The organism is Streptomyces sp. NPDC058650, assembly GCF_042717315.1.
GTDB lineage: Bacteria > Actinomycetota > Actinomycetes > Streptomycetales > Streptomycetaceae > Streptomyces.
In genome coordinates, this window is the sequence record NZ_JBHXRL010000020.1 from 119,500 (window position 1) to 134,397 (window position 14,898).

Below are 14,898 nucleotides of genomic sequence, written 5' to 3' on the forward strand. Positions count from 1 at the left end.
CGCCATCTGTCACCTGGTTGGGAAAGGGAGTCGCACGATGCAAGGCAGAAGCGGTCTGTGGCTGGTCGGCGGCAGGGGCTCGGTGGGCACCACCGCCATCTGCGGCCTCGCCGCGCTCAGGGCGGGGCTGTCCCCGGCCACCGGCTCCGTCAGTGAGCTCCTGGACCTGGATCCGGCCCTCTTCCCCGGCTGGTCCCAGCTGGTGGTCGGCGGCCACGACATCGTCCGGACCCCGCTGCGCAAGCGGGCGGACGACCTCGCCGCCGCCGGTGTGCTGCCGGCCTGGCTTCCGGCGGCGGTCGCCGACGACCTCGAGGCGGCCGACCGCGAGATCCGGCCCGGATACGACGGCGTCGACGGGCCCGACCGCCAGATCGAAGCCGTCGAACACCTGGCCCACGACATCACGGCGTTCCGTCACGCCCACGGCCTGGACCGGGTCGTCGTCGTCAACGTCTCCAGTACCGAGCCTCCCGTCCACCCGCTGCCCGAGCACGCCGACCTCGCCGCCCTCGACCGCGCCCTGGCCTCTCCCGGGCAGCGGGTGCTCCCGCCCAGTGCGCTGGCGGCGTACGCGGCGTTCTTCGCCGACTGCCCCTACGTCGATTTCACGCCCTCGCCCGGTCTGGGTCTTCCCGCCGTCGTCGAGCTGGCGAGGCGGCGGAACCTGCCCTACGCCGGCAGTGACGGCAAGACCGGTGAGACGCTCCTGCGCAGCGCGCTGGCGCCGATGTTCGTCGCGCGCGCCCTGCACGTGAGGTCGTGGGCGGGGACCAACCTGCTCGGCGGCGGCGACGGCGCGAACCTCGGCCAGGAGGGCCGTGCGGCGGGAAAGCTGGCCTCCAAGGCCCGCGGGCTGGAGGCGCTGCTCGGCGGCAAGGCCGACGCGCCGCTGCACATCGACTACGTGCCCGACCTCGGGGAGCGCAAGGTGGCCTGGGACCACGTCTCCTTCGAGGGGTTCCTCGGCGCGCAGATGAGCCTCCAGCTGACCTGGCAGGGCCACGACTCGGCGCTGGCGGCGCCGCTGGTCCTCGATCTCGCGCGGCTCACGGCGGGCGCGCACGCGGCGGGTGTGTCGGGGCCGCTGGGTGCGCTGGGTTTCTTCTTCAAGGACCCGGTCGGCAGCGATGAGCATCGGCTCGCCCAGCAGGAACGGGACCTGGTGGGCTGGGTGCGGCGCGTCTCGGTGGCCCGGTGAGTGCTCGGGGGCCCGGGGGCGGGCCGGGCGACTGGATCGAGCTGGTCCGTGGCCCCGCCGCCCTCACGGTGCTGGGTGACGCGGTGGCCGGGGCCGCGGCCGCCGGGCGACCGCTGCGCGGGCGGCGGCTGGCGCTGCCGCTCGCCTCCGTCGCGCTGTACTGGTCGGGCATGGCCCTCAACGACTGGTCCGATCGTGCGGTGGACGCGGACGAACGCCCCGAGCGGCCCCTTCCGTCGGGGCGGATCGCGCCGGGGGCGGCCTTGGCCGCGGCTGCCGGGCTCAGTGGCGCCGGGCTCGCGCTGGCCGCCTTCGCCGGGGGCACCGACGCCCTGCACGTCGCGGTTCCGCTGACCGCGGCGATCTGGGCGTACGACACCGTGCTCAAGCCGACCCGGGCCGCGCCGCTGGGGATGGCGGCCTGTCGCGGTCTGGACGTCCTGCTCGGTGCCGGAGCCGCTCGCGCGGCGTCCGCGCGGACACCGGCGCTGGCTCTGGCGGTGCACACCTTCGGGGTGACGGCGCTGGCCCGGGGCGAGGTCCACGGGGGGCGACGGGCCGATGGGCGGGTGGCGCTGAGCACCACGGTGCTGTCCACTGCCCTGACCTGCGCAGGGCGGGTGTCCTCCGCACGGCGCGGGGCGGCGGCCGCCCTGTGTTCGCTGGTCTACGCGGCTACGACGGCGCGCGCTCAGCTGGCGGCGGCACCCGTACGGTCCGCGGCCGGTGGCGTGGCCGATCCGGCTGCCGTCCGGGCCGCCACGGTGGCCGGGATCCACGGCATGGTGCCGCTGCAGGCGGGGCTGGCCGCGCGGTCCGGGTCGTTCACCGCCGCCGCGCTGGTGCTGGGTGTCTGGCCGCTGGTGCGCCGGCTGTCGACCGTTCGGAGTCCGACATGAACTCTTTCGACCTGGGTTACGGCACCAACGGGTTCGCGAACCACCGGCTGGACGACGCGCTGCGGGTGATCGCCGATCTCGGGTACACCGCGGTCGGTCTCACCCTGGACCATCACCATCTCGACCCGTTCGCGCCCGGCCGTGCCCGGGCCGCCGAGCGGCTCGCGGGGCTGCTCTCGTCGTTGGGCTTGCGCTGTGTGGTGGAGACGGGGGCGCGTTATCTGCTCGATCCGTCCCGTAAGCACCATCCCACGCTGGTGTCGGAGTCGGCCGGGCCGCGGATCGACTTCCTGCTCCGCTCCGTGCGGATCGCCCAGATACTCGGCGCCGAGTGCGTGTCGTTCTGGTCCGGGGTGAGCGAACCGGGGGTGTCCGGGCAGACCAACCGCGATCGGCTGACCAATCATCTGGGGCCGGTGGTGGACGAGGCGCAGCGGCGCGGTGTCCGGCTCGCTCTGGAGCCCGAGCCCGGCATGGTCGTCGAGCGGCTCGACGAGGCGCTGGAGCTGCGCCGGGCGCTGGGTGAGCCCGAGGTGCTGGGCGTCACCCTGGACGTGGGGCACTGCGTCGCCGTGGAACCGGTCGACGCGGCGACGTGCGTCGTACGGGCGGGGCGGCTTTTGTTCAATGTCCAGCTCGACGACATGCTGCCGGGCGTGCACGAGCACCTCGAGTTCGGGCAGGGCGAGCTCGATCTCGCCGGGACGCTGGCGGCCCTGGACCGGATCGGATATCGCGGCGTCGCGGCCGTCGAACTGCCGCGGCACAGTCACGCGGCGCCCCAGGTCGCGGCGAGGGCGCTGGCGGCGCTGCGTCGGGCCCGGGAAGGGACGGGACCCCGGCAGGGCGGTGCGCCGATGCCGGACGGTGCGCCGTCGGTGCCGTCGGTGCCGACGGTGCCGACGGTGTCGTCGACGATCGGGGAGCGGTGATCATGGACGATCTGCTCGCGGCCGCGGAGCGGCGCGTCCGGGAACGGCCCTTGGCCATTCACGAGGAGTACGCGCTGATCGGGGCGGAGCCCGTCGGGGGCGGCGCCGGTCCCGAGGCGCTGGTCTTCGGTACCGGTGAGGACAAGGCGCGGGCGCGGCTGCTCGCGGTCCTGGTGGAGGTGCTGCCCGAGGCGGAGCTGGACGGCGAGACGGAGCGGCTCTACCGGCAGGGTGACGACGCCGAACGGCGGGGGGTGCTGCGCGCTCTGCCGGTGCTGCCCGCGTCGTCGGTGCGGCTCGGTGTGGAGCTTGTCGGGGACGGGCTGCGCAGCAACGACCCGCGGCTGGTGGCGGCGGCGATGGGTCCGTTCGCCGCCGCGCATCTGGGTCAGGCGGCGTGGCGGCAGGGCGTGTTGAAGTGCCTGTTCCTCGGGATTCCGCTGATGGCGGTGGCGGATCTGGCCCGCCGGACCGACGCCGAGCTGCTGCGGATGGCCCGCGACCTGGCCGAGGAGCGGCGCGCGGCCGGGCGGGAGATCGGCCCTGACCTGCGCGCGCTGCTCGATATCGCCGTCCTGCCGGCCCCGGTGCCGTCGCGAGGAGAGGAGCGTTCCCGATGAGGATTTTCGATCCGCACATCCACATGACGTCCCGTACCACGGACGACTACCAGAACATGTACGCGGCCGGGGTGCGGGCCGTGGTCGAGCCCGCCTTCTGGCTGGGTCAGCCCCGCACCGGGGTGACGTCGTTCGTCGACTACTTCGACGGTCTGATCGGCTGGGAGCGGTTCCGGGCCTCGCAGTTCGGGATCAGTCATCACTGCGCGATCGCTCTGAACCCGAAGGAGGCCAACGACCCGCGCTGCGCGGAGGTGCTGGACGTGCTGCCGCGTTATCTCGGAAAGAACGGGGTGGTCGCGGTCGGGGAGATCGGCTACGACTCGATGACGCCGGCCGAGGACGAGGCGTTCACCCGCCAGTTGGCGCTCGCCGTCGAGCGGTCCCTGCCGGTCCTGGTGCACACTCCGCACCGGGACAAGGCGGTGGGGACGCGCCGGAGCCTGGATGTGGTGCGCGAGTCCGGTATCGACCCGGGTTCCGTGCTGGTGGACCATCTCAACGAGGTGACCGTGCGGATGGTCGCCGACTCCGGCTGCTGGATGGGGTTTTCCATCTACCCCGACACCAAGATGGACGAGCACCGCATGGTCGCCGTGCTCAAGGAGTACGGCACCGCGCGGATGCTGGTCAACTCGGCGGCGGACTGGGGTCGTTCGGACCCGCTCACGACGCACCGGGTCGGGCTGGCGATGCTGGAGGCCGGGTTCGGTGACGCGGATGTCGACAGGGTGCTGTGGCACAACCCGGTGGAGTTCTACCGGCGCAGCGGGCATCTGATCCTGGGTCAAGGCCGTGAGGCCGGCGCCGCGGGGGCTTTGCACGAGGGCAATTCGGTTCTGCGGGGCCAGTCATGACGCGGGTCTGCTACTGCACCAATGTCCATCCTGCCGAGGATGTGGCCGGTGTTCTGCGTCAGCTGGACGCCCACGCGGTCCCGGTGCGTGAACGGCTCGGGTGGGACCGGCTCGGACTCGGTCTGTGGCTGGCGGCCGAGGCGGCGGCGGAACTGGCCGCCGATCCGGCGGCGGTGCGCCGCCTGCGCGCCGAACTGGACGCTCGTGGTCTGTCGGTACTGACCCTGAACGCGTTCCCCTACGGGGGATTCCACCAAAAGGTCGTCAAGCACTCCGTGTACCGGCCGGACTGGACCGATCCGGCCCGGGCCCGTTACACGGCCGACTGCGCGCATGTGCTGGCCGGGCTGATGCCCGAGGACGCGGACGGCGCGAGCCTGTCCACGCTGCCGCTCGGCTGGCGCCATCCGTGGTCGGCCGAGGCCGACCGGGCCGCCGAGTCGGCGCTGCGGTGGACGGCCGCCGAGCTGCGCAAGGCCTCCGCGCGGGCGGGGCGTCCGATTCGGCTCGCGGTCGAGCCGGAGCCGGGCTGTGTCCTGGACACCGTGGCGGACGCGGTGCGCTGGCTCGCGCCCCGGGTGGATCCCGAGGTCGTCGGAATCTGCCTGGACACCGCTCATCTGGCCGTCTCCTTCGCCGAGCCGGAGCAGGCCGTCGCCGCCATCGAGGAGGCCGGGCTCGCGGTCGTCAAGGTCCAGGCGTCCGCGGCCCTGCATGTCGATGATCCCCGTGACCCGGCCGCCCGCCGGCTGCTCGCCGAGTACGCCGAGCCCCGCTACCTGCACCAGGTCAGGGAGGTGGGTGAGCAGGGGCGGGTGCTGGGGGCCGACGATCTCCCGGAGGCGCTGGAGACGCTGCCCGGCCTAGGGGCCTGGCGGGTGCACTTCCACATTCCGCTGCACGCCGAACCCGCGCGTCCGCTGCGAGCCACCACCGACGTGCTGCGGCGGGCGGTGGCGGCCGTGGGAAACCGGACCGTGATCGAGGTGGAGACCTACACCTGGCAGGTGCTGCCCGGGGGCGCCGACCCCGTCCACGGCATCGCCGCCGAACTCGACTGGGCGCAACGTGAGTTGCTGGACGAAAGAGGTGTGCGGTGAAGCCGGTGCTCGTCCTGGACGTGGTCGGTCTGACGCCGCGTCTGCTGTCGTGGATGCCGAACCTGTCCCGGCTGGCCGAGCGGGGCGGATCCGCCCCGCTGAGCACCGTCCTGCCCGCTGTCACCTGCAGCGTCCAGTCGACCCTGCTCACCGGGCGGATGCCGGCCGGGCACGGCATCGTCGGCAACGGCTGGTACTTCCGCGAGCTCGGCGAGGTCCACTTCTGGCGGCAGCACAACCGGCTGGTGCGGGGCCCGAACGTGTGGGAGACCGCGCGCGCCCGGTACCCCGGCTACCGGGTGGCCAATGTGTGCTGGTGGTACGCCATGGGTGCCTCCACCGACCTGCTGGTGACGCCGCGCCCGGTCTACCACGCCGACGGCCGCAAATCGCCCGACTTCTACACCCAGCCGCCGGCGTTGCACGACCGGCTCACCGACGAACTCGGTCCTTTTCCGCTGTTCCAGTACTGGGGTCCGACCGCCGGGCTGGCCTCCACCCGGTGGATCGTCGCGGCGACCCGCCGCATCCTGAGCACCGAGCGCCCCGAACTCCTGCTGGCCTACGTGCCGCATCTGGACTACGACCTGCAGCGGTTCGGCCCCGACTCCCCGCAGGCCGTGGCCGCCGCCAGGGCCGTCGACGCGGAGCTCGCGCCGCTGCTGGAGCAGGCCGAGCAGGAGGGCGCGGCCGTGATCGCGCTCAGCGAGTACGGCATCACCGCGGTCGACCGCCCGGTGGACATCAACCGGGCGCTGCGCCGCGGCGGCTGGCTGGAGGTGTACGAGCAGGCGGGGATGGAGTACCTGGATCCGTGGGTCTCGCGGGCCTTCGCCGTCGCCGATCATCAGGCCGCGCATGTGTACGTCGCCGACGAGGCCGATGTGCCCAAGGTGCGTGACCTGCTCACGCGGCTTGACGGGGTGGCCGAGGTCCTGGGCCGGGAGGAGCAGGCGGCGTACGGGATCGACCACCCGCGCTCCGGTGAACTGGTGGTGGTGGCCGCGCCGGACTCCTGGTTCACGTACTACTACTGGCTGGACGACGCCCGGGCCCCTGACTTCGCCCGGTCGGTCGAGATCCACCGCAAGCCGGGCTACGACCCGGCCGAGCTGTTCTTCGACCCGGCGGACCGGCTGGTCAAGGCGAAGGCGGCGCTGGGTCTGGCGCGCAAGAGGCTCGGCCTGCGCTACACCATGAACGCGGTGCCGCTGGATCCGTCCTGTGTGCGGGGCTCGCACGGCCGTCTGCCGGACTCGCCGTCCGACGGGCCCGTGGTGCTGTGTTCCGAACCCGACTGGCGGCCCGACCTGACTCCTGCGGGTGCCGTGCGCGCGGTCGACCTTCCGGGTCTGCTGCTGCGTCTGCAGGGCCTGGAGGGGTGAGCGTGTCCGGCGCGCCGTGAACCCGGCGGTGGACTCGGGGAGTCGACCTTCTGGAAGGACCCGTGATGAGTGCCACCGCGACATCGGGCGCCTCGGCCCCGCGCGCCGGCGGGCGGCAGTGGATCGGGCTGGCCGTGCTGGCCCTGCCGACCCTGCTGGTCTCGATCGACGTGTACGTCATGCTGCTCGCCCTGCCGCAGCTGTCCTCCGAGCTGGGTGCGAGCGGTGGCCAGCAGTTGTGGATCACCGACATCTATCCTTTCGTGCTCGCCAGTCTGCTGATCACCATGGGCAGGCTGGGCGACCGGATCGGCCGGCGCAGGCTGCTGCTCATCGGCGCCGCCGCCTTCGGCGTCGCGTCCGTCGGCGCGGCCTACGCCACCGGTCCCGGCTCTCTGATCGCGGCGCGCGCCCTCATGGGTGTCGCCGGGGCGACCCTCGCGCCGTCCACGCTCTCCTTGATCTCCGTCATGTTCCGAGATCCCCGGCAGCGCGGTGCCGCGATCGGGATCTGGGGGGCGTGTTTCTCCGTCGGTGCCGTCCTCGGCCCGCTGGTGGGCGGTGCGATGCTCGCCCGTTTCTGGTGGGGCTCGGCGTTCCTCCTGGGCGTGCCCGCCCTGGCTCTCCTGCTGGTCTTGGGGCCGGTGCTGCTGCCGGAGTACCGGGATGCCGGCGCCGGTCGCCTCGACCTGGTCAGCGTCGTGGTGTCGGTGGCCGCCGTGTTCCCGGCCGTCTGGGGCATGAAGGAGATCGCCACGCAGGGCTGGCGGGTCCTGCCGGGTGTCGCGGTGCTGGCCGGCGTCGGCTTCGGCGTCGTGTTCGCCCGCCGTCAGCGCCGGCTGGCCGGCCCGCTGCTCGACCTGTCCCTGTTCTCCAGGCGCCGGTTCAGCGCCGCTCTGCTCAGTATGTTCCTCGGCACCATGCTCACCGGTGCGGTGATGTACTTCGTCACCCAGTCGCTGCAACTCCTCTACGGCCGCAGCCCCTTGAGCGCGGGTCTGTGGATGCTGCCGGCGATCGTCACCAACACGGTCGGGTTCGTCGTGGCCCCCTGGCTCGGGCAGCGGCTGCGTCCCGCGTACGTCATCGGCTGCGGGCTGCTCGTCTGCGTCCTGGGTATGGCACTGATCACCCAGATCCGGGCCGGTTCGGGGCCGGCGCTGCTGATCACCGGGTTCGCCCTGGTCTTCCTCGGCTCGGGTCCGATGGTCACCCTCGGTATGGGCCTGGTGATCGGCTCCGCCCCGCCGGAGAAGGCCGGTTCCGCCGCGGCTCTCAACGAGACCAGCGGACAGCTCGGCTTCGCGCTGGGCATCGCGGCCCTCGGCAGCCTCGGCGCCGCGGTCTACCGGGGCGCGATCGATCTTCCGCCGGGGCTCCCCCCGCTTGCGGTGTCAGCGGCCGAGGAGTCCCTCGGGCGCGCCGTGGAGGCCGCCCACGGGCTTGAGCCCCAGGCGGCCGACGCGCTCCTGGGCGCGGCGCGTGCGGCGTTCGCCACGCAGGTGCACGGTGTGGTGGCCGTCGCGGGTGTCCTGCTCCTGGCCGCGGCGGCCTTGGTGACCGCCTTGCTGCGTCACGTCCCGCCCACCGGCCGGCGGCGGGAGGCCGAGGACGCGGACACCGCCGCGCTGCCCTGACTGACCCCCCGGGCGCGGCGCAGCCCCGGACCGTGATGCGGTCCGGGGCTGTCCGGTCGGGCACGCTCTGGCCGGTGTCCGCCCCCGGGCGGGCCGGCTGCGTCCTGTCGCGGCGTCAGTCGCGCGGGCTGCCGGGATCCAGGGAGTAGGCGATGAGTTCGGTCTTCGCGTCCTTCGCGTTCCCGGCGACAGCCGCGCCCACCAGCAGCATGTCGCCGCTGATGGCCGGGAAGGAGTTGATGCCGGCCGGCGTGGTCTGGGTCCACAGGGTCTTGCCGGTGCGGGTGTGGAAGGCGAAGATCCGGCCGTCGTAGGTGGAGGTGAAGACGACGTCGTTGGCGACGGTGGCGGCGCCGAGCGGCATCTGCGGCAGGTCGCGCTTCCAGCGGACCTCGCCGGTCTTGGTGTCGAGTGCCGCGAGTCCGCCGCGGCCCGCGTCCGTTCCCGGATAGCTCATGCCGCCGGTGGAGCTCATCTCGGACGGGAGGTCGACCCAGGGCACGAAGACCCGGCCCTCGGCGACGGCCATCGGTGTCTCCACCCCGCCCAGGACGCCCGGGTAGATGGTGGTCGGCGTGTCCGGCAGCGGGCCCACGTCGTTGAGGTGGATGCCGAGCGGGCGGGTCCACAGCGGCTTGCCGTCGTCGGAGCGGTAGGCGAAGACCTTGCCCATCTTGCCCGCCACGATCACGATCTCGGTCTTCACACCGTGCAGGGCGACGGTGGTGATGATGGGTGAGATCTGGAGGTCGTAGTCGCGTATGTCATGCGGCAGGGCCTGCTGGTACCAGAGCAGTTTCCCGGTCTTGGCGTCCAGTGCCACCAGGGAGTTGGTGTAGAGGTTCGGGCCCGGGCGGCTGCTGCCGTTGGGGTATTCGGGGGTGCCGGGCATCGGCGCCGGGTTGCCGACGGCCAGGAACATCCGGCCCTTGCTGTCGATGGCGGGCGGGAACCAGAGGCCGCCGCCGGAGTTGATCTCCGGGTGGCCCCACAGGTCGCCGTCCTTGACGGTGTTGAAGCTCCACTTCGGTTTGCCGGTGGCGATGTCGAGGGCCCAGACGATGCCCATCGTTCCCGGCACGTACTGTCCGAAGGTCGACGGGACGGTGCTGACCACGACGGTGTTGCCGTAGACCTGGGGGGCGACGTCGATGCCGCCCTTCTTGTCCTCGATCAGCTGCCTGGACCACACGGTCCGGCCGGTCCGCGCGTCCAGGGCGTAGGCGCTGGTGAAGGTGGTGCCCAGGATCAGGCCGTTGCTGTACGCGACGCCGTTCGGTCCGACGTTGGGGTCGTCGAACTGCCGCTTCCAGCGGACCTGGCCCGTCTCCTTGTCGACCGCGTAGACGTTGGAGTTGAGGTCGATGAGGTAGACCGTCTCCCCCACCACGATCGGGTTGGAGGCCATCAGGCCGGCGAAGGTGGGCTTGCCTTGGAGCGGCAGCCGCCATTTCACCTTGAGGTCCCGGACGTTCTTGGAGTTGATCGGTGTGCGGGTGGTGGCCCGGGTGTTGAGGAGATCGCCGTTGGCGATGGGCCAGTCGGCCGGTCGTTCGCCGGCGTGGGCCGGCCGGTCCGGTGGCGCCGCCGGGCCCGCGTTCTGCGGGCCGTTGCAGGCCGATGCGACCAGGGTGCCCAGGAGGGCCAGTCCTGTCAGGGCGATCCGGCCTGGTCCGATCCGTCTGGCCCCTCGGGCGCGCACGATTGCCTTGGCTGTCAAGCCGGTCTCATTTCCGCCCGGTGCCGGTCCGCGGTGCCGGGCTGCTCAAGGTGGTGTGTTGTCCCAGGAAAAAAGGGGGGGGTGGGGCCGTGGGGCCGTGGTCTCAGCGGCGCGTACGTGCGAACGCGCGGATGTCGCCGACGAACAGCTCCGGCTGTTCCAGGGCGGCGAAGTGCCCGCCCTTGTCGAATTCGGACCAGTGGGTGAGGGTCGGCAGGATCCGCTCCGCCCAGCGGCGGATCGGCCGGACGGCGTCGTCGGGGAAGACGGCCACCCCGACGGGCATGGCGAGCGGCCAGGGGCCGGTCCAGGTCCGCAGGAAGTCGGCGTCCAGCCGGTTGGACTCGTAGTAGAGCTGGGCACTGGGACCGGCGGAGGCGGTGAACCAGTAGATCGAGACGTTGGTCAGCAGCCAGTCGTGGCTCACCGGGATCTCCGCGGCCTGCCCGGGCGCCGTCCACTCCCTGAACTTCTCCACGATCCAGGCCAGTTGCCCGACCGGGGAGTCGGTGAGGCCGTAGGCGAGGGTGTGCGGGCGGGTGGACTGGATCTTTCGCCACCCGGCGCCGTCCTGCTCGAAGTCGGCCGCGAACTGAAGGCGGGCGAGGTCGGCAGCGTCCAGACGGGCCGGCTCGTCCGGATCGGGCGGCGGGATGGTGGGGAGCATGTTGAGGTGGACGCCGGCGACGTGTTCGGGGTCGGCCAGGGCGGTGCGCAGCGAGATGGGTGTCCCCCAGTCGCCGCCCTGGACGAGGTAGCGCCGGTAGCCGAGGCGGTGCATCAGTTCGGCCCAGGCCCGGCCGATGCGCTCGGTGTCCCAGCCGGCCTCGCGGGGGCGGCCCGAGAAGCCGTAGCCGGGCAGCGAGGGGATGACCAGGTGGAAGGCGTCGGCGGGGTCTCCGCCGTGGCTTCGCGGGTCGGTCAGCGGGCCGATCACGTCGAGGAACTCGGCCACCGAGCCGGGCCAGCCGTGGCTGACGATCAGCGGCATGGCGTCCGGCTCGGGTGAGCGGACGTGCAGGAAGTGGATGTCCACACCGTCGATGTCGGTGAGGAACTGGGGGAAGGAGTTGAGGTGTTCCTCGACCTGGCGCCACTTGAAGCCTGTGCGCCAGTACTCGGCGAGTTCCTTGAGGTAGCCGAGCGGGACCCCGCGCTGCCAGCCGACGCCGGGCAGCTCCTGCGGCCAGCGGGTGGCGGCGAGCCGGCGCTGGAGGTCGTCCAGGTCTTCCTGGGGGACGTCGATACGGAAGGGACGCATGGCAGTGCCTCTCAGCTGGGCCGTCGTGCGACGTGGTCCGGCGCGGTTTCGGCGGTGGCGGCCGCACCGGTCGGCGGGCGCAGCGAGTGCCGCAGGACGCGCAGCAGTGTCCTGGGGCGCATCAGCGCGGCGGGCGGGTCGATCAGCCCGGCCGCGCGGATGAAGGCCGAGGTGAGTTCGGCATCGTGGGTGGCGGCGTGGTGCAGCCGGTTGACGTAGGCGTTGGCCAGGCGGATCCGGGGGGTGCGGCGTCCCTCGACCCCGCGGTAGCCGAGGTCGGCGCCGGCGGCGAAGTCCCAGGGCGCGTCGACGACCGTGCCGACGGCGTGGAAGAAGCGCCGGAAGTCCACCGGCGCGCCGGAGCGCAGCTGGCTCCGAAGGACGAGTGCTTCGAGGGCGGCGACCGTCATCCCCTGCCCGTACACGGGGTTGAAGCTGCACACGGCGTCGCCCATGACCAGGTAGTTCTCGGGGAAGCGGGCCAGGCGCTCGTAGTGGCGCCGGATGCTGGCGGGGAACTTGTGTGTCCCCGAGTCGAGGGTCGGTGTGGCCCGGCGGACGGCTTCGTAGATGTCCGGCACGGGCAGTGACTTGGTGTAGGCGAGGAATCCGTCGAGGTCGGCGGGCGGGTGGTCGCCGAGGATGCCGGTGAGCGAGAGCTGTACCTGGCCGTCGTCACCGGGTATCCGGTAGAAGAACGCGCCCCGTGGATGGGACGGGGTCGCCACCGGGATGATCGCCAGTTCCTTGCCGAACGGATCGGTGTCCAGCTTGAAGTGGCGGGTGGTGTAGGCCAGGTCGATCTTGATCCTGGTCTCTTCCGGGCGCTCGTAGCCGAGCTGTTCCAGCCAGGTCCCGGTGCGCGAGCCGCGTCCGGTGACGTCGATGACGAGATCGGCCGGCAGTACCTCGGGAGCGCCGCCGTCCTGGCGCTGGACGCGGGCGCCGGTGACCTTGCGGCCGTCGGCGCTGGTCTCCAGGCCGAGGATGTCGTGCCGTTCGAGGAAGGTGATCTGGGGCATGTCCTGGACGCGGCGGCGGACGTGGTACTCCAGTACCGGGCGCGTCGCGGGGACCGACAGCAGTCCGGAGTGGCCGGTGGCGAGCCGGCGGCCGTTGAAGTACCAGCGGATGGAGCTGCCGAAGTCACCGGGCCGGACACCGGCCGTGCGCAGTTCCTCGGTCAGGCCGGGGAAGAGTTCCTCGAAGATCTGCTGGCCGCGGGCGACCAGACCGTGTGCGTGGCGTCCGTGCGGGACGCCGCGCCGTGCCTCGGTGGCACCGTCCAGTTCGTCCCGGTCGACGACCAGGACCTCGGTGTACGACTCGGCCAGGACGGTGGCGGCCAGGAGCCCGGCCATGCTGCCGCCGAGCACGATCGCGCGATCTCCTACAGGGCGGCCCATCGCCGGTACCTCCTTCTCCCGCGCGGTTTCCCGCCGGGCTGGGTCACGCGGCGGCTATGGGGGTGTTCTGGTAGGAGGCGATGCGCCAGTCGGCGCCCTCCTTGACCAGCACCCAGGTCGCGCGGATCGCGCGGGCGTCGGTCGGCACGGTGTCCCCGGGGGCGAGGACGCCGCCCTGGGTGACGAGCACGGCGACGGAGCCGGCGAGCGGCCGGATGGATCGCGGTTCGCCGGTCACCCGAGTGCCCTTGAACGGGCCGGAAAAGGCGTTCCGCATGAAGGTCCGGATTTCCTCGCGGCTGGTCAGGAAGACATCACCGGGCAGGATCAGGGTCGCGTTGTCGGTGAATACCTCGGCGAACCGATCGGCGTCGTGATCCGCCCAGGCTTCGACGATGTGCTGCGGGATGGCGCGAAGAGCGTCGGTGTCGCCGGTGTCCATCGACGGGTTGGCGGCCATGGGCCTCTCCTTCGGGTGCGAGTCGAATTCCGGATGCCGGTCAGGCTCACACGCGTCCGCCGAGGGGTGCATCTTCCCGATTGCGCCTGTCGGTTCCGCACGGCACGCCGGCTCGCGCCGCAATCAGGGAGATGCGGGCGCCCGGTGCGAATGCCAGCCTCGACGAGGTCGATCACCCTGTCGTCTGATCCCGGAGGAAACCCGCCGATGTCGAACAGCATTCCGTCCAGGGAAGAACTCGTCGGCCGTGCCGCGGAATTGGTACCGCTGCTGCAGAAGAACGCGCCCTGGGGCGAGGAGAACCGGCGCCTCCCGGAGGAAACCATCGACGCGCTGGCCGATTCCGGGCTTTTGAAGATGCGGGTTCCCACCCGTTACGGCGGCTACGAGTCCGACATGCGCACGGTGGTCGACGTGGTGGCCGAGCTGGGCCGCGGCGACGGGTCGACCGCGTGGGTCGCCTCGGTGTTCGCCATCAGCACCTGGATGGCCGGCCTGTTCCCGGACGAGGTCCAGGACGAGATCTTCGCGGAGCCCGGGGTGCGGGTGTCGGGGATCCTGAGCCCGACCGCCACCGCCGTCCCGACCGAGGGCGGCGTGCTCCTGAACGGCAAGTGGTCGTTCAACTCCGGTGCGCTGCACAGTTCCTGGAACACCAACGCGGCGGTGCTGCTGACGCCGGAGGGCCCCCAGCCGATCATGGTGGCCCTTCCGATGACGGACCTGGAGATCATCGACGACTGGCACACGGCGGGCCTGCGCGGCTCCGGCAGTGTCACCTCGGTGGCCCGTGACGTGTTCGTCCCCGAGCCGCGGGTCCTGCCCATGGTTCCGGTCCTGCAAGGGCAGCACCGGTCGGTGGCGAACGCCGACTCGCCCGTCTTCAGGGCGCCGTTCATGGCCACCGCGTGCGCCACGGTCTCCGCGCCCGCCGTCGGACTGGCCAGGGCCGCCAAGGACAGCTTCTTCGAGCGGCTGCCGGGACGGAAGATCAGCTACACCACCTACGAGAGCCAGGCCGAGGCTCCCATCACGCACCTTCAGGTCGCCGAGGCCATCACCAAGATCGACGAGGCGGAGTTCCACGCCCGGCGTGCGGCCGACCTGGTCGACACCCACTCCGCCGCCGGCGCGCAGTGGACGCTGGAGGAGCGTGCCCGTGTGCGGCTCGACCTGGGCGCCGTCAGCCAGCGCGCCAAGGAGGCCGTGGACATCCTCACCACCGCCAGTGGTGGTTCCTCGGTGTTCACCACGGTGCCGATCCAGCGCATCGAGCGGGACGTCCAGACGCTCAACCTGCACGCCATCCTGCACCCGAACACGAACTACGAGCTGTACGGCCGGATCGCGTGCGGGCTCGAGCCGAACACCCTCTACCTGTAGCCGTCGCGGGCTTTCGCCCCAGCCTCCGGAGGCCGTA

The 14,898-nt window shown here is 72.0% G+C and carries 13 protein-coding genes; 9 read left to right on the forward strand and 4 right to left on the reverse strand.

Going from position 1 to position 14,898, the window contains the following annotated elements:
- Positions 1-37 precede the first annotated feature (37 nt).
- The 8 genes from ACFWWU_RS29250 (at position 38) to ACFWWU_RS29285 (ending at position 8,631) form a co-directional block, all read left to right on the forward strand.
- On the forward strand, positions 38-1,201 hold the full coding sequence (locus ACFWWU_RS29250) for an inositol-3-phosphate synthase (RefSeq protein ID WP_384149412.1): 1,164 nt from the start codon (positions 38-40) through the stop codon (positions 1,199-1,201).
- On the forward strand, positions 1,198-2,100 hold the full coding sequence (locus tag ACFWWU_RS29255) for an SCO3242 family prenyltransferase (RefSeq protein ID WP_384149414.1): 903 nt from the start codon (positions 1,198-1,200) through the stop codon (positions 2,098-2,100). Before ACFWWU_RS29250 ends, ACFWWU_RS29255 begins: the two co-directional genes overlap by 4 nt.
- The gene (locus tag ACFWWU_RS29260) at positions 2,097-3,032 is read left to right on the forward strand and encodes a sugar phosphate isomerase/epimerase family protein (RefSeq protein ID WP_384149416.1); all 936 of its coding nucleotides are present in this window, start codon (positions 2,097-2,099) and stop codon (positions 3,030-3,032) included. Before ACFWWU_RS29255 ends, ACFWWU_RS29260 begins: the two co-directional genes overlap by 4 nt.
- A 2-nt stretch (positions 3,033-3,034) precedes the next feature.
- Positions 3,035-3,652: an EboA domain-containing protein gene (locus ACFWWU_RS29265; RefSeq protein WP_384149418.1), complete on the forward strand. Its 618-nt coding sequence runs from the start codon at positions 3,035-3,037 to the stop codon at positions 3,650-3,652.
- On the forward strand, positions 3,649-4,509 hold the full coding sequence (locus ACFWWU_RS29270) for a TatD family hydrolase (protein WP_384149420.1): 861 nt from the start codon (positions 3,649-3,651) through the stop codon (positions 4,507-4,509). The genes ACFWWU_RS29265 and ACFWWU_RS29270 overlap by 4 nt, the downstream gene beginning before the upstream one ends.
- Entirely contained in the window at positions 4,506-5,609 is a 1,104-nt protein-coding gene (gene eboE / locus ACFWWU_RS29275; protein WP_384149422.1) for a metabolite traffic protein EboE, read from the forward strand. Before ACFWWU_RS29270 ends, eboE begins: the two co-directional genes overlap by 4 nt.
- 53 nt (positions 5,610-5,662) lie before the next feature.
- Positions 5,663-6,994 (forward strand): alkaline phosphatase family protein, encoded by a 1,332-nt coding sequence (locus tag ACFWWU_RS29280; RefSeq protein ID WP_384149504.1) that lies wholly within the window; start codon positions 5,663-5,665, stop codon positions 6,992-6,994.
- A gap of 65 nt (positions 6,995-7,059) precedes the next feature.
- Positions 7,060-8,631 carry an MFS transporter gene (locus tag ACFWWU_RS29285; protein ID WP_384149424.1) on the forward strand — a complete coding sequence of 524 codons (1,572 nt, stop codon included), beginning with the start codon at positions 7,060-7,062 and terminating at the stop codon, positions 8,629-8,631.
- Between the two features lie 115 nt (positions 8,632-8,746).
- Here ACFWWU_RS29285 and ACFWWU_RS29290 read toward each other — a convergent pair whose 3' ends face one another.
- From ACFWWU_RS29290 to ACFWWU_RS29305, 4 genes are all read right to left on the reverse strand, one after another.
- Positions 8,747-10,351: a PQQ-binding-like beta-propeller repeat protein gene (locus ACFWWU_RS29290; RefSeq protein WP_384149426.1), complete on the reverse strand. Its 1,605-nt coding sequence runs from the start codon at positions 10,349-10,351 to the stop codon at positions 8,747-8,749.
- 103 nt (positions 10,352-10,454) lie between these two features.
- Entirely contained in the window at positions 10,455-11,612 is a 1,158-nt protein-coding gene (locus tag ACFWWU_RS29295; RefSeq protein WP_384149428.1) for an epoxide hydrolase family protein, read from the reverse strand.
- Positions 11,613-11,623: 11 nt separating this feature from the next.
- The gene (locus tag ACFWWU_RS29300; protein WP_384149430.1) at positions 11,624-13,018 is read right to left on the reverse strand and encodes an FAD-dependent oxidoreductase; all 1,395 of its coding nucleotides are present in this window, start codon (positions 13,016-13,018) and stop codon (positions 11,624-11,626) included.
- A 43-nt stretch (positions 13,019-13,061) separates the two neighbouring features.
- On the reverse strand, positions 13,062-13,478 hold the full coding sequence (locus tag ACFWWU_RS29305; RefSeq protein WP_384149432.1) for an SgcJ/EcaC family oxidoreductase: 417 nt from the start codon (positions 13,476-13,478) through the stop codon (positions 13,062-13,064).
- Between the two features lie 207 nt (positions 13,479-13,685).
- On the opposite strand from ACFWWU_RS29305, the gene ACFWWU_RS29310 reads away from it, so the two are divergent.
- Positions 13,686-14,861: an acyl-CoA dehydrogenase family protein gene (locus tag ACFWWU_RS29310; RefSeq protein WP_384149434.1), complete on the forward strand. Its 1,176-nt coding sequence runs from the start codon at positions 13,686-13,688 to the stop codon at positions 14,859-14,861.
- Positions 14,862-14,898: the final 37 nt, after the last annotated feature.

Excerpts from the sequence above, each read along its gene's own strand:
- ACFWWU_RS29250 (WP_384149412.1), top strand. The coding sequence starts at position 38 with ATGCAAGGCAGAAGCGGTCTGTGGCTGGTCGGCGGCAGGGGCTCGGTG.
- ACFWWU_RS29260 (WP_384149416.1), top strand. The coding sequence starts at position 2,097 with ATGAACTCTTTCGACCTGGGTTACGGCACCAACGGGTTCGCGAACCAC.
- ACFWWU_RS29265 (WP_384149418.1), top strand. The coding sequence starts at position 3,035 with ATGGACGATCTGCTCGCGGCCGCGGAGCGGCGCGTCCGGGAACGGCCC.
- ACFWWU_RS29270 (WP_384149420.1), top strand. The coding sequence starts at position 3,649 with ATGAGGATTTTCGATCCGCACATCCACATGACGTCCCGTACCACGGAC.
- eboE (WP_384149422.1), top strand. The coding sequence starts at position 4,506 with ATGACGCGGGTCTGCTACTGCACCAATGTCCATCCTGCCGAGGATGTG.
- ACFWWU_RS29280 (WP_384149504.1), top strand. The coding sequence starts at position 5,663 with ATGCCGAACCTGTCCCGGCTGGCCGAGCGGGGCGGATCCGCCCCGCTG.
- ACFWWU_RS29285 (WP_384149424.1), top strand. The coding sequence starts at position 7,060 with ATGAGTGCCACCGCGACATCGGGCGCCTCGGCCCCGCGCGCCGGCGGG.
- ACFWWU_RS29295 (WP_384149428.1), bottom strand. The coding sequence starts at position 11,612 with ATGCGTCCCTTCCGTATCGACGTCCCCCAGGAAGACCTGGACGACCTC.
- ACFWWU_RS29300 (WP_384149430.1), bottom strand. The coding sequence starts at position 13,018 with ATGGGCCGCCCTGTAGGAGATCGCGCGATCGTGCTCGGCGGCAGCATG.
- ACFWWU_RS29305 (WP_384149432.1), bottom strand. The coding sequence starts at position 13,478 with ATGGCCGCCAACCCGTCGATGGACACCGGCGACACCGACGCTCTTCGC.
- ACFWWU_RS29310 (WP_384149434.1), top strand. The coding sequence starts at position 13,686 with ATGTCGAACAGCATTCCGTCCAGGGAAGAACTCGTCGGCCGTGCCGCG.